The sequence below is a fragment of the Streptomyces sp. NPDC030838 genome (assembly GCF_055572035.1).
The window spans coordinates 24,171-48,007 of record NZ_JBVIED010000002.1 but is presented as its reverse complement, the minus strand read 5'-3'; the positions used below and the strand labels follow the sequence as shown (position 1 = coordinate 48,007).

The 23,837-nt window shown below is 72.7% G+C and carries 24 protein-coding genes; 15 read left to right on the top strand and 9 right to left on the bottom strand.

Translation table 11 applies throughout. From position 1 onward, the window contains the following. The first annotated feature begins 3 nt into the window (after nucleotides 1–3). Both ACZ42A_RS07325 and ACZ42A_RS07320 read left to right on the top strand, forming a co-directional pair. Nucleotides 4–978 (top strand): ABC transporter ATP-binding protein, encoded by a 975-nt coding sequence (locus tag ACZ42A_RS07325; protein WP_468526202.1) that lies wholly within the window; start codon nucleotides 4–6, stop codon nucleotides 976–978. Beyond that, on the top strand, nucleotides 971–2,008 hold the full coding sequence (locus ACZ42A_RS07320; RefSeq protein ID WP_468526201.1) for an ABC transporter ATP-binding protein: 1,038 nt from the start codon (nucleotides 971–973) through the stop codon (nucleotides 2,006–2,008). The genes ACZ42A_RS07325 and ACZ42A_RS07320 overlap by 8 nt, the downstream gene beginning before the upstream one ends. Nucleotides 2,009–2,126: 118 nt before the next feature. Here ACZ42A_RS07320 and ACZ42A_RS07315 read toward each other — a convergent pair whose 3' ends face one another. After that, complete coding sequence (locus ACZ42A_RS07315) at nucleotides 2,127–4,247, bottom strand: S9 family peptidase (RefSeq protein ID WP_468526200.1); 2,121 nt, start codon at nucleotides 4,245–4,247, stop codon at nucleotides 2,127–2,129. Between the two features lie 177 nt (nucleotides 4,248–4,424). On the opposite strand from ACZ42A_RS07315, the gene ACZ42A_RS07310 reads away from it, so the two are divergent. From ACZ42A_RS07310 to ACZ42A_RS07295, 4 genes are all read left to right on the top strand, one after another. Continuing rightward, nucleotides 4,425–4,619, top strand: a complete 195-nt coding sequence (locus ACZ42A_RS07310; protein ID WP_019755516.1) for a hypothetical protein — start codon at nucleotides 4,425–4,427, stop codon at nucleotides 4,617–4,619. Between the two features lie 19 nt (nucleotides 4,620–4,638). Next, entirely contained in the window at nucleotides 4,639–5,505 is an 867-nt protein-coding gene (gene mshB / locus ACZ42A_RS07305) for an N-acetyl-1-D-myo-inositol-2-amino-2-deoxy-alpha-D-glucopyranoside deacetylase (protein WP_468526199.1), read from the top strand. Next, complete coding sequence (locus ACZ42A_RS07300) at nucleotides 5,502–5,912, top strand: DUF6113 family protein (protein ID WP_468526198.1); 411 nt, start codon at nucleotides 5,502–5,504, stop codon at nucleotides 5,910–5,912. Before mshB ends, ACZ42A_RS07300 begins: the two co-directional genes overlap by 4 nt. A 164-nt stretch (nucleotides 5,913–6,076) precedes the next feature. Further along, the gene (locus ACZ42A_RS07295) at nucleotides 6,077–8,248 is read left to right on the top strand and encodes a hypothetical protein (protein WP_468526197.1); all 2,172 of its coding nucleotides are present in this window, start codon (nucleotides 6,077–6,079) and stop codon (nucleotides 8,246–8,248) included. 49 nt (nucleotides 8,249–8,297) lie between these two features. Here ACZ42A_RS07295 and ACZ42A_RS07290 read toward each other — a convergent pair whose 3' ends face one another. The 3 genes from ACZ42A_RS07290 to ACZ42A_RS07280 all read right to left on the bottom strand — a co-directional run bounded on the left by ACZ42A_RS07290 (nucleotide 8,298) and on the right by ACZ42A_RS07280 (nucleotide 10,806). Beyond that, nucleotides 8,298–8,699 (bottom strand): hypothetical protein, encoded by a 402-nt coding sequence (locus ACZ42A_RS07290; protein ID WP_468526196.1) that lies wholly within the window; start codon nucleotides 8,697–8,699, stop codon nucleotides 8,298–8,300. 190 nt (nucleotides 8,700–8,889) lie between these two features. Continuing rightward, on the bottom strand, nucleotides 8,890–9,741 hold the full coding sequence (locus ACZ42A_RS07285; protein ID WP_468526755.1) for a transglutaminase-like domain-containing protein: 852 nt from the start codon (nucleotides 9,739–9,741) through the stop codon (nucleotides 8,890–8,892). Nucleotides 9,742–9,756: 15 nt separating this feature from the next. Then, nucleotides 9,757–10,806, bottom strand: a complete 1,050-nt coding sequence (locus ACZ42A_RS07280; RefSeq protein ID WP_468526195.1) for a GNAT family N-acetyltransferase — start codon at nucleotides 10,804–10,806, stop codon at nucleotides 9,757–9,759. A 140-nt stretch (nucleotides 10,807–10,946) separates the two neighbouring features. On the opposite strand from ACZ42A_RS07280, the gene fdxA reads away from it, so the two are divergent. Together fdxA and ACZ42A_RS07270 are read left to right on the top strand one after the other, a co-directional pair. Further along, complete coding sequence (fdxA, locus tag ACZ42A_RS07275; protein ID WP_468526194.1) at nucleotides 10,947–11,264, top strand: ferredoxin; 318 nt, start codon at nucleotides 10,947–10,949, stop codon at nucleotides 11,262–11,264. 119 nt (nucleotides 11,265–11,383) lie between these two features. Further along, on the top strand, nucleotides 11,384–12,481 hold the full coding sequence (locus tag ACZ42A_RS07270; protein ID WP_468526193.1) for a bifunctional succinyldiaminopimelate transaminase/glutamate-prephenate aminotransferase: 1,098 nt from the start codon (nucleotides 11,384–11,386) through the stop codon (nucleotides 12,479–12,481). Nucleotides 12,482–12,616: 135 nt separating this feature from the next. On the opposite strand, the gene ACZ42A_RS07265 is transcribed toward ACZ42A_RS07270, so the two are convergent. Together ACZ42A_RS07265 and ACZ42A_RS07260 are read right to left on the bottom strand one after the other, a co-directional pair. After that, on the bottom strand, nucleotides 12,617–13,051 hold the full coding sequence (locus ACZ42A_RS07265) for an ATP-binding protein (RefSeq protein WP_468526192.1): 435 nt from the start codon (nucleotides 13,049–13,051) through the stop codon (nucleotides 12,617–12,619). A 281-nt stretch (nucleotides 13,052–13,332) separates the two neighbouring features. After that, nucleotides 13,333–14,313, bottom strand: a complete 981-nt coding sequence (locus ACZ42A_RS07260) for a VldE C-terminal domain-containing protein (protein WP_468526191.1) — start codon at nucleotides 14,311–14,313, stop codon at nucleotides 13,333–13,335. Between the two features lie 71 nt (nucleotides 14,314–14,384). On the opposite strand from ACZ42A_RS07260, the gene dapE reads away from it, so the two are divergent. Further along, the gene (dapE, locus tag ACZ42A_RS07255) at nucleotides 14,385–15,464 is read left to right on the top strand and encodes a succinyl-diaminopimelate desuccinylase (protein WP_468526190.1); all 1,080 of its coding nucleotides are present in this window, start codon (nucleotides 14,385–14,387) and stop codon (nucleotides 15,462–15,464) included. A 113-nt stretch (nucleotides 15,465–15,577) separates the two neighbouring features. Then, complete coding sequence (locus tag ACZ42A_RS07250) at nucleotides 15,578–16,336, top strand: LOG family protein (protein WP_468526189.1); 759 nt, start codon at nucleotides 15,578–15,580, stop codon at nucleotides 16,334–16,336. A gap of 746 nt (nucleotides 16,337–17,082) precedes the next feature. On the opposite strand, the gene folP is transcribed toward ACZ42A_RS07250, so the two are convergent. Then, nucleotides 17,083–17,943: a dihydropteroate synthase gene (gene folP, locus ACZ42A_RS07245; RefSeq protein ID WP_468526188.1), complete on the bottom strand. Its 861-nt coding sequence runs from the start codon at nucleotides 17,941–17,943 to the stop codon at nucleotides 17,083–17,085. A 150-nt stretch (nucleotides 17,944–18,093) separates the two neighbouring features. Between folP and ACZ42A_RS07240 the strand changes: the two genes are divergently transcribed. Beyond that, nucleotides 18,094–18,465, top strand: coding sequence for a DivIVA domain-containing protein (locus ACZ42A_RS07240; protein WP_468526187.1), 372 nt, complete (start codon nucleotides 18,094–18,096; stop codon nucleotides 18,463–18,465). Next, nucleotides 18,462–19,049, top strand: coding sequence for a DNA-3-methyladenine glycosylase I (locus ACZ42A_RS07235; protein WP_468526186.1), 588 nt, complete (start codon nucleotides 18,462–18,464; stop codon nucleotides 19,047–19,049). The genes ACZ42A_RS07240 and ACZ42A_RS07235 overlap by 4 nt, the downstream gene beginning before the upstream one ends. Nucleotides 19,050–19,058: 9 nt before the next feature. Here ACZ42A_RS07235 and chcB read toward each other — a convergent pair whose 3' ends face one another. Next, complete coding sequence (chcB, locus tag ACZ42A_RS07230) at nucleotides 19,059–19,862, bottom strand: 2-cyclohexenylcarbonyl CoA isomerase (protein WP_468526185.1); 804 nt, start codon at nucleotides 19,860–19,862, stop codon at nucleotides 19,059–19,061. Nucleotides 19,863–20,231: 369 nt separating this feature from the next. Between chcB and ACZ42A_RS07225 the strand changes: the two genes are divergently transcribed. After that, nucleotides 20,232–20,399 carry a DUF3117 domain-containing protein gene (locus ACZ42A_RS07225; protein WP_468526184.1) on the top strand — a complete coding sequence of 56 codons (168 nt, stop codon included), beginning with the start codon at nucleotides 20,232–20,234 and terminating at the stop codon, nucleotides 20,397–20,399. A 127-nt stretch (nucleotides 20,400–20,526) separates the two neighbouring features. Here the strand turns inward: ACZ42A_RS07225 and ACZ42A_RS07220 are convergent, their stop codons facing one another. Beyond that, nucleotides 20,527–21,246, bottom strand: coding sequence for an O-methyltransferase (locus ACZ42A_RS07220; protein ID WP_468526754.1), 720 nt, complete (start codon nucleotides 21,244–21,246; stop codon nucleotides 20,527–20,529). Between the two features lie 235 nt (nucleotides 21,247–21,481). Here ACZ42A_RS07220 and sigE point away from each other — a divergent pair, with 235 nt between their 5' ends. Together sigE and ACZ42A_RS07210 are read left to right on the top strand one after the other, a co-directional pair. Continuing rightward, a complete protein-coding gene (gene sigE, locus ACZ42A_RS07215; protein WP_468526753.1) occupies nucleotides 21,482–22,183 on the top strand; it encodes an RNA polymerase sigma factor SigE in 702 nt (233 codons plus the stop codon). Beyond that, nucleotides 22,180–23,151, top strand: coding sequence for an anti-sigma factor family protein (locus ACZ42A_RS07210; protein WP_468526183.1), 972 nt, complete (start codon nucleotides 22,180–22,182; stop codon nucleotides 23,149–23,151). Before sigE ends, ACZ42A_RS07210 begins: the two co-directional genes overlap by 4 nt. Nucleotides 23,152–23,837: the final 686 nt, after the last annotated feature.

Sequence of the window (23,837 nt, the reverse complement as noted above, 5' to 3'; positions counted from 1 at the left end):
GACGTGCTCCTCGAAGTGCGTGATCTGCAGGTGGAGTTCCGGACCCGGGAGGGGATCGCCCGGGCCGTCAACGGGGTCACCTACAGCGTGGACGCGGGGGAGACGCTCGCCGTGCTCGGGGAGTCCGGGTCCGGGAAGTCGGTCACCGCGCAGGCCGTCATGGGGATCCTCGACATGCCGCCGGGGCGGATCACCGGCGGGGAGGTCCTGTTCAAGGGCCGGGACCTGCTGACGATGAAGGAGGACGAGCGGCGCAGGGTGCGCGGCGCCGAGATGGCGATGATCTTCCAGGACGCGCTGTCCGCCCTGAACCCGGTGCTGTCCGTGGGCGACCAGCTCGGCGAGATGTTCGTCGTGCACCGGGGCATGTCGAAGAAGGACGCCCGCGCCAAGGCCGTGGAGCTGATGGACCGGGTGCGCATCCCGGGCGCCAAGGAGCGGGTGAGGCAGTATCCGCACCAGTTCTCCGGCGGCATGCGCCAGCGCATCATGATCGCCATGGCGATGGCCCTGGAACCCGCGCTGATCATCGCCGACGAGCCCACGACCGCCCTCGATGTCACCGTGCAGGCCCAGGTCATGGACCTGCTGGCCGAGCTTCGGCGCGAGTACGACATGGGGCTCATCCTCATCACCCACGACCTGGGGGTCGTCGCGGACGTGGCGGACCGGATCGCCGTCATGTACGCGGGCAGGATCGTCGAGTCCGCCCCGGTGCACGACATCTACAAGGCCCCCGCCCATCCCTACACGCGCGGCCTGCTCGACTCCATCCCGCGCCTGGACCAGAAGGGCCAGGAGCTGTACGCCATCAAGGGCCTGCCGCCGAACCTGCTCGCCATCCCGTCCGGCTGCCCCTTCCACCCCCGCTGCCCGATGGCGCGAGACGTGTGCCGCACCGACGTACCACCCCTCTACGAGGTGAACGAGGAGCGGGGCAGCGCCTGCCACTTCTGGCGGGAGTGCCTCCATGGCTGAGCCGATCCTGGAGGTGCGCGGGCTGGTCAAGCACTACCCGCTGACGCAGGGCGTCCTCTTCAAGAAGCAGATCGGCGCGGTGAAGGCCGTCGACGGCGTCGACTTCACCCTCGACCGCGGCGAGACGCTGGGCATCGTCGGCGAGTCCGGCTGCGGCAAGTCGACGGTCGCCAGGATGCTGGTCAACCTGGAGCGGCCGACGGCCGGTTCGATCCGGTACAAGGGCGAGGACATCACCAGGCTCTCCGGCCGCGCCCTGAAGGCCGTACGCCGCAACATCCAGATGGTCTTCCAGGACCCGTACACCTCCCTCAACCCCCGGATGACGGTCGGCGACATCATCGGCGAGCCCTTCGACATCCACCCCGAGGTGGCCCCCAAGGGCGACCGCCGCCGCAGGGTCCAGGAACTCCTGGACGTGGTGGGACTCAACCCGGAGTACGTCAACCGCTACCCGCACCAGTTCTCCGGCGGCCAGCGCCAGCGCATCGGCATCGCCCGCGGACTGGCCCTCCGCCCGGAGATCATCGTCGCGGACGAACCGGTGTCGGCGTTGGACGTGTCCGTCCAGGCCCAGGTCATCAACCTGATGGAACGCCTCCAGGACGAGTTCGACCTGTCGTACATCTTCATCGCCCACGACCTGTCGATCGTCCGGCACATCTCCGACCGGGTCGGGGTGATGTACCTGGGCCGGATCGTCGAGATCGGCCGCGACGCCGAGATCTACGACCACCCCACGCACCCCTACACCCAGGCCCTGCTCTCCGCCGTCCCCGTGCCCGACCCGGAGGCCCGCGAGCACCGCGAGCGGATCATCCTGCACGGCGACGTGCCGTCCCCCACCCACATCCCCTCCGGCTGCCGCTTCCGCACCCGCTGCTGGAAGGCCCGCGAACGCTGTGCCCTGGAGGTCCCGGCCCTCGCCGTCCCCGAGGCGTTCCGCTCCGCCACCGGCCCCGCCGTCCATCCCAGCGCCTGCCACTTCGCGGAGGAGAAGCAGGTCGTGCCGACGGAGGAAGCGGAGTAACACAGAGGCAACTTGGCCGACCCTGTTCCGATATACGGACGCGTCAGGCTGAACACCGTACGGCCGTGCGGGTGCCGTAAACGGGCCGGGGTGCGCCATGTCACCCCGGCCCGTTGCCTTACGGGACCAGTCCCAGGGACCGCTTCAGGAAGTCCACCTGAAGGAGCAGCAGGTTCTCGGCGACCTGCTCCTGCGGGGTCATGTGCGTGACGCCCGACAGCGGCAGCACCTCGTGCGGGCGGCCGGCGGCCAGAAGCGCGGAGGACAGGCGCAGGGCGTGCGCGAAGACCACGTTGTCGTCGGCCGTGCCGTGGACGATCATCAGCGGCCGGTGCGGCTCGACGGCGGAGGACAGGCCCTCGTCCGTCACCAGGGAGCTCTTCGCGTACGACTCCGGGGACACGGCCGGGTCGCCGAGGTACCGCTCGGTGTAGTGGGTGTCGTACAGCCGCCAGTCCGTCACCGGCGCGCCCGCGATGCCCGCGTGGAAGACGTCCGGGCGGCGCAGGACCGCGAGTCCGGCGAGCCAGCCGCCGTAGGACCAGCCACGGATGGCCACCCGGCTCAAATCCAGCGGGTGATTCCGCGCCAAATCCTGAAGTGCCTCGATCTGGTCGTCGAGGGAGACAGTGAGGTCCTGGTGGATCGCCTTCTCCCAGCCGGGGGAGCGCCCCGGCGTGCCCCGGCCGTCCGCGACCACGACCGCGAACCCCTGGTCGGCGAACCACTGCGAGGTCAGATGGGCGTTGTGGGCGGCGACGACGCGGGGACCGTGGGGGCCGCCGTAGGGGTCCAGCAGGACCGGCAGGGGAGTGTCACCGGGGTAGTCCCGTGGCATAAGCACGGCGCACGGAATCTTCCGTGCGCCCCCCTGGGTGAGGGTGATGCGCGGGGACATACCGGGGTCTTCGGCGTACGACGGGATGCTCGCCGCCTGCTTCCCCTCCCGCAGCACCCGCACCCGCGCCCCCGGCCGGTCCAGCGTCGCCGACACCAGCACCGTCACGTCTCCGGATCGCACCGCCGAGTGCACCCCGGGCTCCTCCGAAAGGCGCTCGACGCCCAGCTCGTTGACGCGGTAGACATGCACCTCGCCGGTCTCCGGCCGTTCCGCTTCGGCGCCGGCGGACGCCGAGACCAGCACGTCGTCGGACGAGACGTCGAGCACCGCGCGGATGTGCAACTGCGCCCCGGTGAGCGGCCGTTCGCCGACCGCGAGCACCCGCGCACCGCCCTCGTCGGCGATCCGCACCAGCTGCCCCGAGGGCGACCAGCACGGCACTCCGGGGAAAAGATCCAGCCAAATCGGATCTTCGTCGGCGTGCACCATCCGGGTCGCGCCGGTGTCCGGGTCCACCGCCAGGTACAACTGGCTGCGCTGATCGCGCGCCTGGACGAGCAGCAGCGGCGCACCCGCCGCTGACCAGTGCGCACGCGCCAGATACGGGTAGCGCGCCCGGTCCCAGAGGACCTCCGTGCGGGCCCCGTCGAGGTCGACGACGAACAGCCGGACGTCCGCGTTGGCCGTCCCGGCTGCCGGGTAAGGGACGTGTTGTGGGTCACGTTTCGGCTCCGCCGGATCGGAGATCCACCACCGCTCCACCGGTGTGTCGTCCACCCGCGCCACCAGCAGCCGGTCCGACTCCGGAGACCACCAGAAGCCGCGCGAACGCCCCATCTCCTCGGCCGCGATGAACTCGGCCAGACCGTGGGACACCCCTTCCGCTTCCGGTTCCGCGAGCGCCCGGTCGCCCGCGCCCTCGGCGCCGACGACTCGCAGCGCGCCGCCCGCGACGTACGCCACCAGCCGTCCGTCGGGGGAGGGCCGAGGGTCGATCACCGGTCCGGCGACGGGGAGTTCACGCGCCGTACCGGCCCGCAGCTCGGCCGCGAAAAGCCGCCCTGACAAGGCGAAAGACGCCAACTCCACAGCCGTGTCGGTGGCGTAGCCGACGATGCCGGCCCCGCCCTCGCGACTGCGCTCGCGCCGCGCCCGCTCCTCGGGCGAGAGGTCTTCCACGGCACCGCCGAGCAGCACACCCGGGTCGGCGGCCACGCGCTCCGTGCCGTCCGCCAGGTCGAGCACCCACAGCGCGTTCGCCCGGTCCGTACCGGAACGCGAGCGCAGGAACACGACACGCGACGCGTCGGGCGCCACGGTGAACGAACGCGGCGCGCCGAGCGTGAACCGCTGGGTTCGCGCGTGCCGCCGGGGGAAGGAATCAGGCTCCGTCGTCATGCCCTGACCATATTGGCCATGCGCCCCCTTGTGCGGCCGTGCGCCGACCGATGCGCGCGTACGGATAGTTATGATCACTAGCGCTGTGTGGGTATGAACCTGCTGGCTGCTGTATGGGTTTACACGTTCCCCTGCTCTGTGCCCCCAACGTTCCCGGGTCCTTGGAGGTGAGCCGCCGTGGCACTCTCGATTTCGGCGGTGGTGCTGCTGGCGATCATCGTCTTCCTGCTCATCAAGAAGTCAGGACTGAAGGCCGGCCACGCCGTGGTCTGCATGCTCCTCGGCTTCTACCTCGCCTCCTCGACGGTCGCCCCGACGATCAGCGAGCTGACGACCAACATCGCCGGGATGATCGGCAGCATCAAGTTCTGATCCCTTTAGGGTGGGCCCCATGAGTGACCTGCCCTCCCGTCGTCTGCTCCTGGTGCACGCGCACCCGGACGACGAGTCGATCAACAACGGCGCCACCATGGCCCGGTACGCGGCCGAGGGTGCCCATGTGACCCTGGTCACCTGCACCCTCGGGGAGCGCGGCGAGGTCATCCCGCCCGCGCTCGCGCACCTGACCGGCGCCGCGCTCGGCGCGCACCGCCTGCGCGAGCTGGCCGCCGCGATGGCCGCACTGGGCGTCACCGACTTCCGCCAGCTCGGCGGCGACGGCCGCTACACGGACTCCGGGATGATGGGCCTCCCCGACAACGACGACCCGGCCTGCTTCTGGCAGGCGGACCTCGACGAGGCCGCCGGACACCTCCTCCAGGTGATCGAAGAGGTACGCCCCCAGGTCCTCGTCACCTACGACCCCGACGGCGGCTACGGCCACCCCGACCACATCCAGGCCCACCGCGTCGCCATGCGCGCCGTCGAGCTGGCCGCCGAGGCGGGCTGCGCCCCCGCCAAGGTCTACTGGAACCGCGTCCCGCGCACCGCCGGCGAGGCCGCCTTCGCTGGGCTCCAGCGGGAGCTGCCCGGACTGTCCTTCACCAAGGCCGCCGTCCTCGACGACGTCCCCGGCGTGGTCGACGACGAGCGGATCACCACCGAGATCGACGGCGGCGACGCGTACACCGCCGCCAAGGCCGCCGCGATGGCCGCGCACGCCACCCAGATCACGGTCGACGGCGCGTACTTCGTCCTCTCCAATGAACTGGCGCAACCGGTCTTCCGTACCGAGTACTACGAGTTGGTACGCGGGGAACGGGCCGGCGCCGAGCGGGAGGCCGACCTGTTCGCCGGGATCGCCGAGGAGGCGTCATGACGGACCGTGGCTCTCTGCTGGCCCAGCCCCTGGCGCGCCCCTCCCTGGGCCGGATCGCCGCCCACCTGGGGCTGTTCCTGCTCGGCGCGGTGGTCGGCGGCGCCGGTGCGCTGGTGCAGGGCGGCTGGTTCCCGGGCGGGCTGCTGCTCGCCCTCGCGGGCGCTGCCGGGCTCTTCCTGGGCGGTGCGCGGGCCACCGGCGGCCGGGGCGGGGCGGTGGCGCCCGCCGCGGGCTGGATGATCGCCGTCGTACTGCTCACCGCCAGCCGCCCCGAGGGCGACTTCGTGTTCGCCGCGGGCACCGGCTCGTATCTCTTCCTGCTCGGCGGTATGGCCGTGGCTGTGATCTGCGCCACCCTTGGCGTCGCACGGCAACCCGGGGGTCCAGCGGTCCGACTTGGGAAGTGACGTACCACTTCGCCGTCAAGCGCACGTGCGAGTCCCGTGTGGGTTTCCCCAGTGCTCATGGGATAAGCGCCGGAAGCGGACAGTATGGTTGTGCGCGCCGCCGAGCCGCCCAGAGCAATGTGAGGTCGTAAGACGGGCGGCGGAGCCAACCGGGAGAACCTGCCTTGAGTCGTGAAACTGACAGTCCGTCCTCCGGGCCCCACGGGCACGGCGGAGCCGCATATCCCTCGGGCACGCCGCCGTACGGTACCCCCACGGTTTCCGACGGCGATGCGGAAGCGGGCCGTTCGGCCGCACAGCCGGAGGAACGCAAGACCGAGACCACGCTGACGACCCGGATCCGGATCAACATCCCCGGGTCGCGGCCCATCCCGCCGGTCGTCGTGCGCAAGCCCGTCGGGGACGCCGAGTCCGCCGACGGCCCCGAGGCCGAGGCCCCGGAGCCGGGCGCCGCCACGACCACGGGCACCGTCGAGCCTCCCGCCCCCGCCGAGCCCGCCGCGCAGGCCGAGGAGAAGACGAGCGACTGGTTCGCGCCCCGCAAGTCCGCGGCCCCCAAGGGCGGTCAGGGCGGCGGCCCCGCCAACGGCGCGGGCGCGCCCGGCGGTTCCGGCGCCACCGCTGCGGCCGCCGGTGCGGGTTCGCGCGGGCCCGGTGCGGCACCGTCCGGCGGTGCGCGCCCGGCCTCCGGCTCCGGCCGCCCCGGCGGCGTCGTCGGTTCCATGAGCAGGCCCGGCGGCACCAAGGGCTCCGGGCTGCCCGGCGCCACCGGCGGCCCCGTGGCGCCCGGCCACGGCGGCGGCACCGGCTCCTTCGACGTGACCGAGGCGCTGGCCGCCGGCCCGCTGGGCAACGGCACCCGCTCCTCGGGGGACACGCGCCGCGACGACCTGCCGTACTTCGCGGAGAACGGCCAGAACGGCCCCGGCGGTCAGCTCGGTCAGCCTTCCGGCAACGGACACGGCGGCCAGAACGGTTACGCGGGTCCCGGCGGCCGCAACGGCTACGGCGGCCCCGCCGGCCCGACCGGCGGCCCGGTCACCGGCGACGGCCCGCCGCTCCCGCCCGCCCCCGGCGCCCTCGCCGGCCCGGGCACGGCACCCGCCGTCCCGGGCGCGGCCCCCATGGGCCCCGGCGGCGGCCTCAGCGACGACACCGCCATCCTCACCCCGCAGAAGCAGGTGCCCGAGCCCCCGGCCGGCGCCGACTACCGCATCCCGCCGCACGACAACGTCTCCGGGCACACCGTCACCAGCGGCATCCCCGTCATCCCGAGCCCCGACCACGACGCCGGGTTCCCGCCGGCCGGTCCCGGCGCCCCGTCGGCACCCACGCCCCCGGCGCCGCTCGCGCCGGCCCAGCAGAGCGCTCCGGCCGCCGCGCCCCGCAAGAAGAAGGGCCGCAACAAGCTGGTGCTGCTCGGCGGTGGCGTGGTCGCCGTCGCCGGTGTCGCCTACGGCGCCGGACTGCTGATGAACCACTCCGACGTGCCCAAGGGCACCACCGTGCTCGGCGTGGACATCGGCGGCGGCACCCGCGACGACGCCGTCAAGAAGCTCGACGAGGCCCTCGGCGACCAGATCGACAACCCGATCAAGCTGACCGTCGACGGTGACACGGTCACCCTCAGGCCGGACCAGGCGGGCCTGTCGTTCGACGCCCAGTCCACCGTCCGCGAGGCCGCGACCAGCGACTACAACCCCGTCTCCGTGATCGGCTCGCTCTTCGGCGAGCAGCGGGTCGTCGAGCCGGTCATGCCGGTCGACGAGGAGAAGCTGCAGGTCGCCCTGGAGAAGGCGGCGGGCGGCGCCGGCACCGCGACCGACGGCACGATCAAGTTCGTCTCCGGCAAGGCCGTCCCCGTCTACGGCAAGCCGGGCAAGGGCGTCGACCTCGACGGCGCCACCGACGCGGTCGTCGAGGCCTACCGCACCCAGGTGGAGACCGGCACCGCCGAGGCGGTCGCCCTGCCGACCACCACCAAGCAGCCGACGGTCTCGAACGCCGAGGTCGACCGGATGATGAAGGAGTTCGCGCAGCCCGCGATGTCCGGCATCGTCACGGTCCAGACCGACGCGGCGCACTCGATCCCCCTCAGCCCGGAGAACTCCCTCTGGAAGTTCCTCCGTGTCAAGGCCGTCAACGGCAAGCTGGTCGACAGCCCCGACCTCAACGCCCTCAAGCAGCTCTACGGCAGCACCTTCGACGGCGTCCTCATCACCCGAGGCACGGGCGAGAAGACCCCGGTGACCCCGCAGGACGTCTACGGCGCCCTGCGCACGGCCCTGACGAGCAAGACGAACAGAACGGCAGTCATCGAGACCGACCCGAACTGACCGCCAAAACAAAAAGGGCACCCCGCAAACGTGGGGTGCCCTTTTCCTGTCAGCCCTTGCCGACATAACCGCCATAGTCGAGCGTGTCATCTGGGACTGTGGACCCACTGCCCGTACCGGTGCCCGGGGCCGTACCGCCCGTACCGGTGCCCGGCTTCTCGCCCTCGGGCTTGGCCTTGCAGTACACCGAGTCACCGATGATCTTGCAGCCCGGCATGTTTTCTATGTCCCGAGCCCTCTCGCCCTTCTTGCCCGTACTCTTCTTGCCCTTGCCATCTTGCTTTTCCGGCATGCTCTGGACATCGTGAGCGGCTTCCACCGCGGTTACGGCGCCGGTGTGCGGCGTAGCCGGGGCTGCGAATGCGGTGGACGGCAACAGCACGCCTCCGGCCGCCAGGGCGGTCGCGGTACCAGCCATCACGAAACGCTGTGCCCAAGAGGTGCGGATCATGGAAATTCTCCTCGAGTGGAATGGGGCGGAGGGGTGAGATCGGACTGGGCCCCCGGCTCTGCGTGAACCCATGTCTCAAGTAAGCCCCGGCACGCGAGACGAGTCATGCCCCTGCATCTCGGGGCTTGACAGATGGCGGCAGCCCTGGCAGGCGAAGCGGGCCGGCAGCGACAACCCCCACGGCGAATCGCTAATTCAACATCGCCCGAGCAGCCCGAGCCTCCCCCAGTAACCGCTCGCCGGCGGCAGCGTCCACCGCGGAGACGACCTCCGCATACGCCTCCAACTCCTCCGCCGCCGCCACGAACTCCCCCCGCTGCACCAGCAGCCGAGCCCGCTCGTACCGCAACCGCGCCGGATGAGACGGCAGCAGCAGCGACAGTTCCACCGCCCACAACGAAACATCCGACCGCTCCGGCCGAGCAGCGGCCCACGCCCGGATGTTGTTCAGGATCCGCAACACGACCTCCCCCGTCGCCGCGGGCGCCAGCAGTGAAGGATCGAGCGGCGCCCCCGTGGCCCCGACGACAAGCAACTCCGCATCCATCCCGCTCAGCACCCGCCCCCCGTCGAACGGATCCGCCAGCACCCGCTCCTCCGCCGCCCCGAACCCCACGACGAAGTGCCCCGGCAGCGCCACCCCGTACACCGGCGCCCCCGCCCGCCGCGCGACCTCCATCCACACCACGGACAGCAGGATCGGCAGCCCCCGGCGCCGCCGCAGGACCTCGTGCAGCAGCGACGACTCCAGCCGCCGGTAGTCCCCGGCCGTCCCCCGGAACCCCAGCCGCTCGCCCAGCAGCTCCCGCGTCGCCTCCGCCCAGTCGCGCGGCCCGCCGGGCCGGTACGGCAGCAGTCCGGCCAGCCGGTCCAGCTCCATCTGCGCGCCGTCGATCCCCGCCTCGTCCAGGGCGGCGTCCCCCGCCGCGGCCACCAGCAGGCACAGCAGCGACAGGTCGGGCCGCTCGGCCCGCGCCTCGTCGGCGAACCGCAGCCGCAGCTCGGTGGCGCGCTCGGGCGGCGGAGGGAACGGAGGACGCAACACGGCCCGCACCCCTCAGGCCGTCCCGGCACCGGACGCGCGGCGCGCCTCCGGCTCCCGGTAGTGGTGGTACGCGTGGTGCGCGGCGAAGCCCAGCCCGCCGTACAGCGCCCGCGCGCCCGCGTTGTCCGTCTCGACCTGGAGCCAGGCGGCGGACGCGCCCTCCTCCAGGGCCCGCCCGGCGAGCGCGGCCATCACGGCGGAGGCCAGCCCCCGCCGCCGTACCGCCGGATCCACCTCCACGGCGGCGAACCCGGCCCACCGCCCGTCGACCACACACCGCCCGATCGCCGCGGGCGGTGCTCCTTCAGGTGCCCCCGCCGCCTCGCCCGGCACGGTCGCGAACCACACGGACGGCCCACTGTGCAGCACCCGCAGCGCCACCTCGCTCAGCCCCTTGCGCTGGTAGCGGGCCAGCCACGCCTCGTCGGCCTCGCGGGACAGCCGCACCTCCGAGGACACCTCCCGGTCCGCGAGCGGCGCGAGGGAGCCGATCCACAGCTCGGCGGTCACCTCCCGCACCCACCCGCGCTCCGCCAGCTCGGCGCACAGCAGCTCCTGGGTGCCCTCGGCGCCCGTGGCGGTCTGGACGTACGCGGGCAGGCCTCGCGCGCCGTACCAGCGCCGTACGGCGGTCAGGGCGTCGTCCAGCGGCATGCCGGGGTCGCCCAGCGGCAGCACTGAGTTGGCTCGCCGGGTGAACCCGCCGGCGGCCCGCAGCTCCCACTCGCCCAGCCGCTCGCTCTCCACCGGCCGCCACGCCCGCGCGGCGATCCGCGCCAGCTCCGGGTAGGACGCGGCGGGGCCGCGGCGGCGCGCCGGGGCGGAGGGCACGACCTTGCCCGCGACCAGCGAGGATTCCGGGATACGGACGAGTTCGCCGTCCCGTCGTGTGATCACCAGCACACCGTTGTCCCAGGATGTGAGAACACCCACCGTGTCGGTGAATTTCTCCTCCGTTACCGCACTGGCACTAGTGTGGCCCAAGCGCCGCACGGAGACGCGTTTGCCCACGTCAGCAGCGGTGATACGGACCTCAAAGCGCCCTGCCGCAGAGAATTCCACAGGTCGGTTCACCCCTCCTGTTCGGATCATGCCCAAGAACGGAGATACTAGGTGCGGGCATCGACGACGCCGCGCTCCCGCGCGCCAGGCGGCGGAGCCTGAGGAGGCCCGCCAGCGCCCTATCGAGGAGGAACGACAGCGTGACCTACGTCATCGCGCAGCCTTGTGTCGACGTCAAGGACAAGGCGTGCATCGAGGAGTGCCCGGTCGACTGCATCTACGAGGGCCAGCGGTCCTTGTACATCCACCCGGACGAATGCGTCGACTGCGGTGCCTGTGAGCCGGTCTGCCCGGTTGAGGCGATCTTCTACGAGGACGACGTGCCGGAGGAGTGGAAGGACTACTACAAGGCGAACGTCGAGTTCTTCGACGAGCTGGGCTCGCCCGGCGGTGCCAGCAAGCTCGGCCTGATCGAGCGGGACCACCCGTTCGTCGCCGGTCTGCCGCCGCAGGCCTAGTGACACCCGCGTAAGCGGCCCGCAATTCCGCGCCGCCTCGGTCCCGTACGGCCTGATCGCCCCCGATCGCCGCACGGGACCGAGGCGTTTGCCGAACCGTTGAGAGTGAGCGAGAAACCGTGTCCGCAGTCTCCGACCGCCTCCCGACCTTCCCGTGGGACAAGCTCGCGCCCTACAAGAAAACGGCCGCCGCGCACCCCGACGGCATCGTCGACCTGTCCGTCGGCACGCCCGTCGACCCGGTGCCCGAGCTGATCCAGAAGGCGCTGGTCGCCGCTGCCGACTCGCCGGGCTATCCGACGGTGTGGGGCACGCCGGAGCTGCGGGACGCGATCACCGGCTGGCTGGAGCGCCGCCTCGGCGCCCGCGGGGTCACCCACCACCACGTCCTGCCGGTCGTCGGCTCCAAGGAGCTGGTCGCCTGGCTCCCCACCCAGCTGGGCCTCGGCCCCGGCGACCGGGTCGCCTACCCGCGGCTGGCCTACCCGACGTACGAGGTCGGCGCCCGGCTGGCGCGCGCCGAGTACGAGGTCTACGACGACCCGACCGAGCTGGACCCGGCGGGCCTGAAGCTGCTGTGGCTGAACTCGCCGTCCAACCCGACCGGCAAGGTGCTCTCCAAGGAGGAGCTGACCCGGATCGTGGCCTGGGCCCGCGAGCACGGCGTGCTGCTCTTCTCCGACGAGTGCTACCTGGAGCTGGGCTGGGAGGCCGACCCGGTCTCGGTGCTGCACCCGGACGTCAACGGCGGCTCGTACGAGGGCATCGTCGCCGTCCACTCCCTGTCCAAGCGCTCGAACCTGGCGGGCTACCGCGCGGCCTTCATCGCCGGCGACCCGGCCGTCCTGGGCCCCCTCCTGGAGATCCGCAAGCACGGCGGCATGATGACCTCCGCGCCGACCCAGGCGGCCGTCGTGGCGGCCCTGGGCGACGACGAGCACGTGCGGGTGCAGCGCGAGCGCTACGCCGCCCGCCGCACCGCCCTGCGCGAGGCCCTGCTCGGCCACGGCTTCCGCATCGAGCACAGCGAGGCCAGCCTCTACCTGTGGGCCACCCGGGACGAGTCCTGCTGGGACACCGTGGCGCACCTCGCCGAGCGCGGCATCCTCGTCGCGCCGGGCGACTTCTACGGCCCGGCGGGGGACCGGTTCGTACGGGTGGCGCTGACCGCGTCGGACGAGCGGGTGCGGGCGGCGGTGGAGCGGCTGGCGCGCTAGCCGCGCCGGTCGTGGACACGACCGTTCTGGACGCGACCGTCCTGGATACGACCGTTCCGGATACGACTGCTCTGGATACGACAAAGGGGTCCGGGGAGCGAGTCCCCGGACCCCTTGCGCCGTACCGGCGGTGGGTCAGCCGAGCGGCAGACCCTTCGTCGGCAGCTGCTGCGTGGGCAGCCCGCCCTTGGTGAGCGAGTCGGTGGGCAGCCCGCCCTTGCCGGCGGTCTTGGCGGTGTCGCCGACGACGTCCCCGGCGGAACCGGCCACGTCCCCGGCGGCCTTCTGCGCGGCCGGCGTCGCCTTCTTCGCCGCCTTGCCGGTGGTCTTGCCCGACTGCTTGACCGCCTTGCCGCCGGTCTCGCCCGCGAGCTCGGTGACGTTCGTGGCGGCGCCGTCGACGGTGTTGCCGACGCTCGCGCCGTCCAGGGCGGTCAGCCCGCCGAGGTTCGGCGTGGCCGGCAGCTCGGGGGCCGCGTTGGCGGAGCCGGTCGCACCGACCACGGAGGCCGCTCCCGCTGCGGTGAGCAGCGCGGCACGGGCGATCCGGCGGGTCAGGGGGAGGGACATGTTGCTCCTTTGACGGGGAGAGAACGTAAGAGAACGTGCGCCGTAACTACCGCTCGACCCCCTGCCGAGGTTGCGCTGACCCAACGTAAAGAGTTGGTAATGCGTCGCATTATCGGCTGTGGATAAAAATGGACAAAAGGTGCCCGGTCCGGAAGTCCGCAGAATCCTTACAGCCCTTTGTTTTCAAGGGTTTCGGTGATTGTCGGGGTGACCGGGCGAAAACCTGCGCACACCGTCGTGTCCCTACGACCGGTATTAGCCCGTCAGGGTGAACGTCCGCACTACTGCGCAGTGACGATCCGCACCGCGTCGGCGTCCTCGCCGTTCTTCGCGTCGGCCACGTCGGCGGCGTCGTCCGCCGCGCGCCACCGGTTCTCGGTGGTGCCGGCGACCCACACCCGGCCCGCGTACGAGACCCGCTCGATGTGCAGCGCGGAGGCGTTGGCCACCGCCCAGTGCGCCAGCTGCCAGCCGCGCTCGCGCGTGGCCCGCCCGTCGCCGGCCGCCGTCTCCCCGGCGACCGGTACCGTCACGGTCCGGCCGCTGGTCTCGGCGGTGACGGTCGGCCGCGGGGTCGCCGCGGCGCTCACCTCGGCGCCGGTCTCCTCCATCGCGTCCTGCCCGAAGTCCCGCACCAGCGCCGAGCGCACCGCGTCCGGGCCGGTGACCCGGGTGGCGTCCGGGCGTCCCTCGCAGGTCAGGGTGGCCTCGGCGCGCCCGGTGAGGGCGGCGGCGAGCAGCGTGGCGTCCGGCTCGTGCTTGGCGTACGCCTGCGGATAGCCGCTGCGCTGCACCCGCTGGGCGGCCACGGTGAGCGGCAGCCGGGTGTAGCCGGGCACCTCGACCAGATGGTCGTAGAACATGCCCGCCGAGTAGATCGGGTCCATGATCTGCTTCTCGGTGCCCCAGCCCTGCGAGGGCCGCTGCTGGAACAGGCCCAGCGAGTCCCGGTCGCCGTGGTCGATGTTGCGCAGCGCCGACTCCTGCAGCGCGGTCGCCAGCGCGATCGTCACCGCCCGCTCGGACAGCCCGCGCGCGGTGCCCACGGCGGTGATCGTCGCCGCGTTCACCGCCTGCTCCGGGGAGAACTCGTACGTCGCCCCGTCGCCCTTCCCCGAGACGACCCTGCACCCCGGACCGCCCGCTCCGCCGGTGATGTACTGCACCGCGAGATACCCCGCGACCGCGAGCAGGACCACGAAGGCCGCCCCGCAACGCAGGAGGCGGCCGCGACGCTTGGGAGAAGGGGACGGCTCTGGCACGCGTACAAGGTACTGGAGCCCGCGCGACACCTGGAGGCGGGTGCCCGCAGCGGGGCGTTAGGGTCGGGGCCATGGCCGATACCCCGCTTGACCTCACGCTGGACGCCGCGCGGCTGACCGCGCAGCTCGTCGACTTCCCCTCGGTGAGCGGCGGGGAGAAGCCGCTCGCGGACGCCATCGAGAGCGCGCTGCGCGCCCTGCCGCACCTCACGGTCGACCGCTACGGCAACAACGTCGTGGCCCGCACGAACCTGGGCCGGGCGGAGCGCGTGATCCTCGCCGGGCACATCGACACCGTCCCCATCGCGGAGAACGTGCCGTCCCGGCTCGACGAGGACGGCGTGCTGTGGGGCTGCGGCACCTGCGACATGAAGTCGGGCGTGGCGGTCCAGCTGCGGATCGCCGCCACGGTCCCCGCGCCCAACCGCGACCTGACCTTCGTCTTCTACGACAACGAGGAGGTCGCGGCCGACCTCAACGGCCTCAAGCACGTCTCCGAGGCCCATCCCGAGTGGCTGGAGGGCGACTTCGCGGTGCTGCTGGAGCCGTCCGACGGGCAGGTCGAGGGCGGCTGCCAGGGCACGCTGCGGATGCTGCTGAAGACGACGGGCGAGCGGGCCCACTCGGCGCGCGGCTGGATGGGCTCCAACGCCATCCACGCGGCGGCGCCGATCCTGGAGCGCCTGGCCGCGTACGAGCCGCGGTGGCCGGTGATAGACGGCCTGGAGTACCGCGAGGGCCTCAACGCGGTCTTCATCTCGGGTGGTGTCGCCGGGAACGTGATCCCCGACGAGTGCGTGGTGACCGTCAACTTCCGCTACGCGCCCGACCGTACGCCCGAGGAGGCGGTGGCCCACGTCCGCGAGGTGTTCGCGGACTGCGGGGTGACGGAGTTCGTGGTCGACGATCACAGCCCCGGCGCGCGGCCCGGCCTCTCCCACCCGGCCGCCGCGGCCTTCATCGAGGCGGTCGGTGGCATCCCGATGCCCAAGTACGGCTGGACGGACGTCTCCCGCTTCTCCGCGCTGGGCGTCCCCGCGGTCAACTACGGCCCCGGCAACCCGCACTTGGCGCACAAGCGGGACGAGCGGGTCGAGACGGCGAAGATCCTGGCGGCGGAGGAGCGGCTGCGGGCCTGGCTGACGGCCTGAGGGCGCGGTGGTTTGCGCGGGGCGCTTCATGGCGGACACGCATACGTCCCCCCTCCGTAACCCGCGTAGATCTACGCTGAGACCGAAAGACGTGGCAACCGGAGGGAGCGCACATGGCTACCGGCAGTCCTGAGAACGGCAAGCGTCCGCCGCAGGAACAGCGCCTCGGACCGGTTCTGCGACGGCGCAGCCAGGTGACGGCGAGCACCACGGACCAGCGGCTGCTGGACGCGGGCGGTCCGTCGGACTGGGTGCACACCGACCCCTGGCGGGTGCTGCGCATCCAGTCGGAGTTCATCGAGGGCTTCGGCACCCTCGCCGAACTCCCGCCCGCGATCAGTGTGTTCGGCTCGGCGCGGACTCCGGTGGACTCCTTCGAGTACGAGGTGGGGGTGCGGCTGGGCCGAGGCCTGGTCGAGGCCGGGTTCGCCGTGATCACCGGCGGTGGGCCCGGCGCGATGGAGGCCGCCAACAAGGGCGCCTGCGAGGCGGGTGGGATCTCGGTCGGCCTCGGCATCGAGCTGCCCTTCGAGCAGGGACTGAACCCGTACGTCGATATCGGGCTGAACTTCCGCTACTTCTTCGTCCGCAAGATGATGTTCGTCAAGTACGCGCAGGGCTTCGTCGTCCTCCCCGGCGGCCTCGGCACCCTCGACGAACTCTTCGAGGCCCTGACCCTCGTCCAGACCCAGAAGGTCACCCGCTTCCCGATCGTCCTGTTCGGCACCGCCTACTGGGGCGGCCTCGTCGACTGGCTCCGCGACACCCTGGTCGCCCAGGGCAAGGCCGCGGCGAAGGACCTCACCCTCTTCCACGTGACCGACGACGTGGACGAGGCGGTCGCCCTGGTCTCGAAGGAGGCGGGTCGCTAGCGCGGGGCTGAGCCGGGATGACGTGGGCCGCGGTCCTGGCGGGGTGCGGGGGGCGGAGTTCCCGGCGGGGGCCGGGGGCGGGCCGCTAGCGCGGGGCTGAGCCGGGATGACGTGGGCCGCGGTCCTGGCGGGGTGCGGGGGGCGGAGTTCCCGGCGGAGGTCGGGGGCGGGCGGCTAGTGCGGGGCTGAGCCGGGATGACGTGGGCCGCGGTCCTGGCGGGGTGCGGGGGACGGAGTTCCCGGCGGAGGTCGGGGGCGGGCCGCTAGTGCGGGGCTGAGCCGCGATGACGTAGGCCGCGGTCCTGGCAGGGGGCGGGAGACGCACTCCCCGCCGGGGCCGGGGGCCGGGCAGGCGTGCGGGGACGGAGGCCCCGGCGGGTGCTGGGGGCGGTCCTGGCAGGGGTGCGGGGGCGGAGGCCCGGCGAGGGCCAGAGGCGGAACCGCCGGCAGGTCCAGGGGGCAGAACTCCCAGGTGGGCGTCCAGGGGGCGGAGCTCCCAGGCGGGGGTCCAGGGGGCGGAGCCCCCGGTGGGGTCAAGGGGCGGAGCCCCTGGTGGGGGTGCTTGGGGCGGAGCCCCCGGTGGGGTTCAGGGGCGGAGCCCCCGGTGGGGTTCAGGGGCGGAGCCCCCGGTGGGGGTGCTGGGGGCGGAGCCCCCGACGGGGTTCAGGGGCGGAGCCCCTGGCGGGGTCGAAGGGGCGGAGCCCCTGGGGATGGGAGTGGGTAGGGGCGGCGGGGGCGAGAAACGCCTACGCCAGCCCCCGCCGGGCCACCGCCGGCGGGCGGTGCCCGGCGATCGACGCCACCATGTCCAGCACCTGGCGGGTCTCGGCCACCTCGTGGACGCGGTACACCTGCGCGCCCAGCCACGCGGACACCGCGGTCGTCGCGAGCGTGCCGATCACCCGCTCCTTCACCGGGCGGTCCAGCGTCTCCCCGACGAAGTCCTTGTTGGACAGCGACACCAGCACCGGCCACCCGGTCTCGACCATCTCGCCGAGCCTCCGGGTCGCCTCCAGGCTGTGCCGGGTGTTCTTGCCGAAGTCGTGCCCGGGGTCGATCAGCACCGACTCCCTCGGCACGCCCAGCGCCACCGCCCGCTCGGCCAGCCCCAGGGTCACCCGCAGGATGTCGGCCATGACGTCGTCGTACGTCACCCGGTGCGGACGGGTCCTCGGCTCCGCACCGCCCGCGTGGGTGCACACCAGACCCACCCCGTACCGGGCCGCGACCTCCGCCAGCCGGGGGTCGACACCGCCCCACGCGTCGTTCAGCAGATCCGCGCCCGCCTCGCAGACGGCCTCGCCGACCTCGGCCCGCCAGGTGTCCACGCTGATCACGACGTCCGGGAAGCGCCGCCGCACCTCCGCCACGAACCCGACCGTGCGCCGCGCCTCCTCCTCGGCGGACACCTCCTCGCCCGGCCCGGCCTTGACCCCGCCGATGTCGATGATCGCGGCGCCCTCGGCCACCGCCCGCTCCACCCGGGCGAGGGCGGGCTCGTCGCGGAACGTCGCTCCCTGGTCGTAGAAGGAGTCCGGGGTCCGGTTCACGATCGCCATGATCACCGGCTCGTGCGCGCCGAATTCACGCCTGCCCAGCCTGAGCATCCCCTGTGACCTCTCCTAGTACGTCGTACGACCAGCCGGTCTTTCGGCCGCCTGCGACCTTAACTGTCAGACTCGCATGGCACGATCGGACCCTGACACATCCGATTCGACTCATCCGACTCGACTTACCCGACCGTGGGGGCCACAGCGATGGTGATGTTCTTGTTCCTGGTCGTCGCGCTCGCCGTCGTGGTGGCCGCGGTGACCCTCGCCGTGGTGGGCGGCGGCGACCAGGCGCCGCTGCCGGAGGCGGCACCCGAGCGGCTGCACGACCCGCTGCCCCCGGACCGCCCCCTCACCCGCGCTGACGTCGACAGCCTGCGCTTCCCCCTCGCCGCCCGCGGCTACCGCATGGCGGACGTGGACGACGCCCTGAACCGCCTCGCCGCGGAACTGGCCGAACGCGACGCCCGGATCGCCGACCTGGAGTCCGCCCTGACCGGCGCCCGCCCAGCCGCCGACCGGGACGACCGGGTTTCCGTCGAGAAGCCCGACCAGCCCGGAGGGGACGGCGAGCAGTGAGCGACGGCACCTCCCTGACAGGCCCGGACGGCGCGCCGCGCTGCCCCTGGGCGCTGTCCGCGCCGGACTACCTCACGTACCACGACGAGGAGTGGGGCCGCCCGGTCCACGGCGACGACGCCCTCTTCGAACGCCTCTGCCTGGAGGCTTTCCAGTCCGGCCTGTCCTGGATCACCATCCTGCGCCGCCGCCCGGGCTTCCGCGCCGCCTTCGCCGGGTTCCGGATCGCCGAGGTCGCCGCCTTCGACGACACCGACCGCGAACGCCTGCTCGCCGACGCCGGCATCATCCGCAACCGCGCCAAGATCGACGCGACGCTCGCCAACGCACGCGTGCTGGCCGAGTGGTCCGCGGGCGAGCTGGACGAGCTGATCTGGTCCCACGCCCCGGACCCGGCCGACCGCCCGGTCCCCAAGACCCTCGCCGACGTCCCCGCGGTCACCCCCGAGTCGACGGCCCTGTCCAAGGCGCTGAAGAAGCGGGGCCTGCGCTTCGTCGGCCCCACGACGGCGTACGCGCTGATGCAGGCGTGCGGCCTGGTCGACGACCACCTCGCCGACTGCACCGCACGCCGTGCCTCCTGACCCGGCCGGTTACCGGCCCAGGTACTTCGGCTTCTCCTTGTTCACGAACGCCTGCACCGCGATCGCGTGGTCCTCGGAGGCCCCGGCGCGCGACTGCAGCTCGTCCTCCTTCTCCAGCGCCTCGTCGAAGGTGTGGGTGAGGGCGTAGGCCATGGACTCCTTCAGCGCCGCGTACGCCACCGTCGGCCCCTCGGCCAGCTGGCGGGCCACCTTCTCCGCCTCGGCGCGCAGCTCGGCGGCCGGCACCACCCGGTTGGCGATGCCCAGCTCGTAGGCCTCCTGCGCCTTGACGCCGCGCGGGAAGAGCAGCAGGTCGGCGGCGCGGCCGGGGCCGACGACCCGCGGCAGAGTCCAGGAGATGCCGGAGTCCGCGGTGAGCGCCACCCCGGCGAACGAGGTGTTGAAGGACGCGGTGTCCGCCACCACCCGGTAGTCGGCGGCGAGCGCGAACCCGAAGCCGGCGCCGGCCGCGACCCCGTTCACCCCCGCGACCACGGGCTTGCGCATACCGACCAGCGCCCGCGCGATCGGGTTGTAGTGCTCCCGCACGGTGCTCATGGTCTGGCCCTCGCCCGCCTCGCGGTCGGCGGCCAGCAGCCCGATGTGCTCCTTGAGGTCCTGGCCCACGCAGAACGCCCGGTCCCCGGCGGCGGTCAGCAGCACCGCCCGGACGGCGTCGTCGGCCGCCGCCGACTGCACCGCCTCCCGGAGGGCGACCTTGGTCGCGATGTTCAGCGCGTTCATCGCCTCCGGGCGGTTCAGCGTGATCGTCGCGAGTCCGTCGGTCACCTCGTAGAGCACGGTGTCGGCCATGGTGTTTCCCCTCCGGTACGGGTCCTGTGTACGGGCCCTGTGTGCGGCCCCGGGTACGAAGGACAGCATGGCGGAGATCACTGACAACGTCGTGTGACCTGCGTCAAAGAAAGCGGGCGGGTCTTCGCTCGGCGTGGCGACGTGCGGTCGCGCAGTATCGCAGTCACATCGCCGAATTGAGTGGTTTTGCTCGCGCGCGTTGCCCAAGCGATGCCGACTGATGTTGGTCATCGGGTCGTGAGATGCGGGATAATGGCTTGGAAGCAATGTGTTCGATGCCGGTGTCGCGTGTCCCGCTCTCGGAGCGCGCGTGCCCCCCAGTGGGCCGTCGGCTTTGACGATGAGCTGGTTTCAGGAAGGGGAACGAGCATGGCGGCCATGAAGCCGCGGACGGGCGATGGCCCGCTCGAGGTGACCAAGGAGGGGCGGGGCATCGTCATGCGCGTTCCGCTCGAAGGCGGCGGTCGGCTCGTCGTCGAGCTGACTCCGCAGGAGGCCGAGGAGCTGGGCGAGGCCCTGAAGAAGGTCGTCGCCTGACACGCGAACGCGACCATACCCTTTCGGCCGCCCCGGCACCGCACACGGTGCCGGGGCGGCTGCGTGTGTGGCTCCTGCCGTACGGCGCGGGGGCCTGCGGCGCTCGGGGCGTACGGCGGCGGGGGCGCTACGGGCGTACGGCGTCGGCGGACCGCTTGACCGCGCACAGCAGCCCGTCGCCCACCGGCAGCAGGGACGGCACCAGCTCCTGGCTCTCGCGCACCGCGCGCAGCAGCTCGCGCAGCCGCACCACCTCGGTCGGCTGCGGGCCCGAGTCCACCGTGCGGCCGTGCGCGAAGACGCCCTCGAATACCACCAGGCCGCCCGGTCGCAGCAGGCGCAACGATTCAGCGAGGTAGTCCAGCACCTCCAGCCGGTCGCCGTCGCAGAAGACGAGGTCGTAGCCGGCGTCCGCGAGCCGGGGCAGTACCTCCAGTGCCCGCCCCGGGATGAACCGGGCCCGGTTGCTCGCGAACCCGGAGGCGCGGAAGGCCTGGCGGGCGAACTGCTGGTGCTCCGGCTCGGGGTCCACGGTGGTCAGCACCCCGTCGGGGCGCATGCCGTGCAGCAGATGGATCCCGGAGACACCCGTGCCGGTGCCGATCTCCGCGACCGCCTTGGCGTCCACGGAGGCGGCCAGCAACCGCAGCGCGGCGCCCGTGCCGGGCGACACCGAGCGCAGCCCTGCCTCACGGGCCCGGTCGCGGGCCCACAGCAGCGCTTCGTCCTCGGCGACATAGGCGTCGGCGAACGCCCAGCTCGTCTGCCGGTTGCCGGTAATGACCCTCTCCTGTCCCCACGGTTGCCTCGGCGTGACTGTATCCGTTGGCGCCGGGAACCCGCAGATGGGACCGGGCGTTTAGAGGGGTGGGAGACGAGAGCGGGGGACACAGTTGGATCACGATGACGAGCGGGACGCCGAGCAAGTGCTGACGCAGCCGCATGAGCCGTATCAGCACAGATCAAATTCTCGTAAAACCGCTTATCCGGAGCTAACGGACGAGGTGGCTATGGTAGGGGCTCCACTGGACACCACCAGAGCCGACAGGGGAGGTGCGGCCGCGCCTGTGGACCGGGGAGGAGTGCTCCGGCGCTTCCTCGGGTCGGCGGGCAGGCCGAAATCCGTGAACGACACCGCTGCTGACCACCACCACGCCGCTGAACCCGCCCAGACCGCGACCTTCTCGACCGACGCGGCCGGGCAGGCGTGGACTCCGCCCACGTGGGAGGAGATCGTCAGCACGCACAGCGGCCGCGTCTACCGCCTGGCGTACCGCCTCACCGGCAACCAGCACGACGCCGAGGACCTCACCCAGGAGGTCTTCGTCCGCGTCTTCCGCTCCCTGTCGACGTACACCCCGGGCACCTTCGAGGGCTGGCTGCACCGCATCACGACCAACCTCTTCCTGGACATGGTCCGCCGCAAGCAGCGCATCCGCTTCGACGCCCTCGGCGAGGACGCGGCCGAGCGCCTGCCCAGCCGCGAGCCGTCCCCGCAGCAGGTCCTCAACGACGCGCACTTCGACGCCGACGTCCAGCAGGCCCTCGACACCCTCGCGCCCGAGTTCCGCGCCGCGGTCGTCCTGTGCGACATCGAGGGACTGTCGTACGAGGAGATCGCCGCGACCCTCGGCGTGAAGCTCGGCACCGTCCGCTCCCGGATCCACCGCGGCCGCTCCCAGCTGCGCAAGGCCCTCGCGCACCGCTCGCCGGAGGCGCGCGCCGAGCGCCGCTCGTTCCTCGCCCGTGTCCCCGCCCTGGGAGGAGGGGGCGCGTCCGCGTGAGTGGATCACGGCCGAAACCTGCCGAGGGACTCCTCGCAGAGCAGCACCTGGGAGACCGACTCGCCGCCCTGGTGGACGGTGAGCTCGGTCATGACGCGCGCGAGCGCGTGCTGGCGCATCTGGCGACCTGCCCGAAGTGCAAGGCGGAGGTGGACGCCCAGCGCCGGCTGAAGAACGTCTTCGCGGAAGCGGCACCGCCGCCGCCCTCCGAGAGCTTCCTGGCCCGGCTCCAGGGCCTGCCCGGGGGCAGTGGCCTGGACGGCGGCGACTCGCCGTTCGACGGGGGCGGACTGCCCGGCACGTTCTCCGGACGGCCCGGTGCCGGTGGTGTCTTCGGGATGCGGCGGGGTGGCGAGCGCTTCGAGTTCGACTACGTCCCGGCCCGCCCGCACGCCTCCGTGCTCCCGGCCTCCGCGCAGCGCGGCTTCCGCATCCACGACGTCGGGCGGACCGACGGCGAGCGGGCCTCGCGCGGGCGGCGGTTCGCGTTCGTCGCCGCCGGGGCGGTGTCGCTGGCCGCGATCGCGCTGGGCGGCGTCACCACCGGCGCGCCCGGCGATCCCGAGGCGCGGGGCGGTTCCGGCAGCAATGTGACGCCGCTGCGCACGCCCGGCGCGGGTGCCACCACGACGCCGGACACCCAGCGGCGGCGCGCTGTGGGCCCCCTGCTGGCGCAGGGCCAGGGCGGACGGGTGCTGGGCGAGACCCCGGCGGCCCGGACGGAGGTGTCGGCGCCGCTGCTTCCCGGTGTCACGGCGCCGGTCAGCGGACCGCAGCAGGGCTCCGGGCATCCGCTCACCACACCCGTGGTGGCCGGAGCGGCGGCCATGTCCCCGCTGATACGCCCGCTGAGCGCGACCCCGCTGATCAGCCTGACCGGCTGGTCCATGGCGCCCGAGGCCACCACCCCCGGTCTGCTCGCGGCGTCCCCCACACCCGACCCGGGCGGCACCCACCCCGCTCGCTGACCGAACCTGGTTGAATCCCGGGGAAGACCGCGCCCTGGGCACTCACCGGGCGCGGAGTCGACCAACCGCGGCCACCATCGACGAGCCGAGCCGCGGCCAGCTGTGGGGAGAGCATGAACGAGGGGAAGCCCACGCAGAGCCCTTCGGGCCGACCGGACGACCCGGCGACACCGCCGCCGAACCCAACGGACCCCGTGGGCATCCCCGCGCGGCGCCAGGACCCCGACGGCGACTTCCGACTGACGCGGCCCGCACCGACGACGCCGACCGCCGCCCCTGCTGCCGGGGGCGGGAGCGGGTTGGGCGGTGGTGCGGCTTCCGCCGAGGATGACTTCGAGCCGGGCGCCGCCCCTGCCGCCGGAAGCGGGTCGGGCGGCGGTGCGGCCTCTGCCGAGGGTGACTTCGAGCTGAGGCGGCCCGAGGAGCCCGAGGACCGGGGCGAGGCGCTCGCCGGCGATCCGGGCGAGGCGGAGGAGACGGCTCGCGGTGCCGCCGACTCCCACGCCGCTGTCACGGCTGCCACCGCCGTGGACTCCGGCTCCGCCGACTCGGGGTCCGTCGCCGAGCCGCTCCACGGCCTCGGTTCCGCCGATTCCGAGTCCGTGGCCGCGGGTTCCGCCGCGGTCGGGGCCGCTGGGCCGGTCGCCGCTCCGGGCACGTCCGGGAACGCTTCCAAGCCGCTCTAC

Excerpts from the sequence above, each read along its gene's own strand:
- ACZ42A_RS07320 (WP_468526201.1), top strand. The coding sequence starts at position 971 with ATGGCTGAGCCGATCCTGGAGGTGCGCGGGCTGGTCAAGCACTACCCG.
- ACZ42A_RS07315 (WP_468526200.1), bottom strand. The coding sequence starts at position 4,247 with ATGACGACGGAGCCTGATTCCTTCCCCCGGCGGCACGCGCGAACCCAG.
- mshB (WP_468526199.1), top strand. The coding sequence starts at position 4,639 with ATGAGTGACCTGCCCTCCCGTCGTCTGCTCCTGGTGCACGCGCACCCG.
- ACZ42A_RS07300 (WP_468526198.1), top strand. The coding sequence starts at position 5,502 with ATGACGGACCGTGGCTCTCTGCTGGCCCAGCCCCTGGCGCGCCCCTCC.
- ACZ42A_RS07290 (WP_468526196.1), bottom strand. The coding sequence starts at position 8,699 with ATGATCCGCACCTCTTGGGCACAGCGTTTCGTGATGGCTGGTACCGCG.
- ACZ42A_RS07265 (WP_468526192.1), bottom strand. The coding sequence starts at position 13,051 with ATGTCCCTCCCCCTGACCCGCCGGATCGCCCGTGCCGCGCTGCTCACC.
- dapE (WP_468526190.1), top strand. The coding sequence starts at position 14,385 with ATGGCCGATACCCCGCTTGACCTCACGCTGGACGCCGCGCGGCTGACC.
- ACZ42A_RS07250 (WP_468526189.1), top strand. The coding sequence starts at position 15,578 with ATGGCTACCGGCAGTCCTGAGAACGGCAAGCGTCCGCCGCAGGAACAG.
- folP (WP_468526188.1), bottom strand. The coding sequence starts at position 17,943 with ATGCTCAGGCTGGGCAGGCGTGAATTCGGCGCGCACGAGCCGGTGATC.
- ACZ42A_RS07240 (WP_468526187.1), top strand. The coding sequence starts at position 18,094 with ATGGTGATGTTCTTGTTCCTGGTCGTCGCGCTCGCCGTCGTGGTGGCC.
- chcB (WP_468526185.1), bottom strand. The coding sequence starts at position 19,862 with ATGGCCGACACCGTGCTCTACGAGGTGACCGACGGACTCGCGACGATC.
- ACZ42A_RS07225 (WP_468526184.1), top strand. The coding sequence starts at position 20,232 with ATGGCGGCCATGAAGCCGCGGACGGGCGATGGCCCGCTCGAGGTGACC.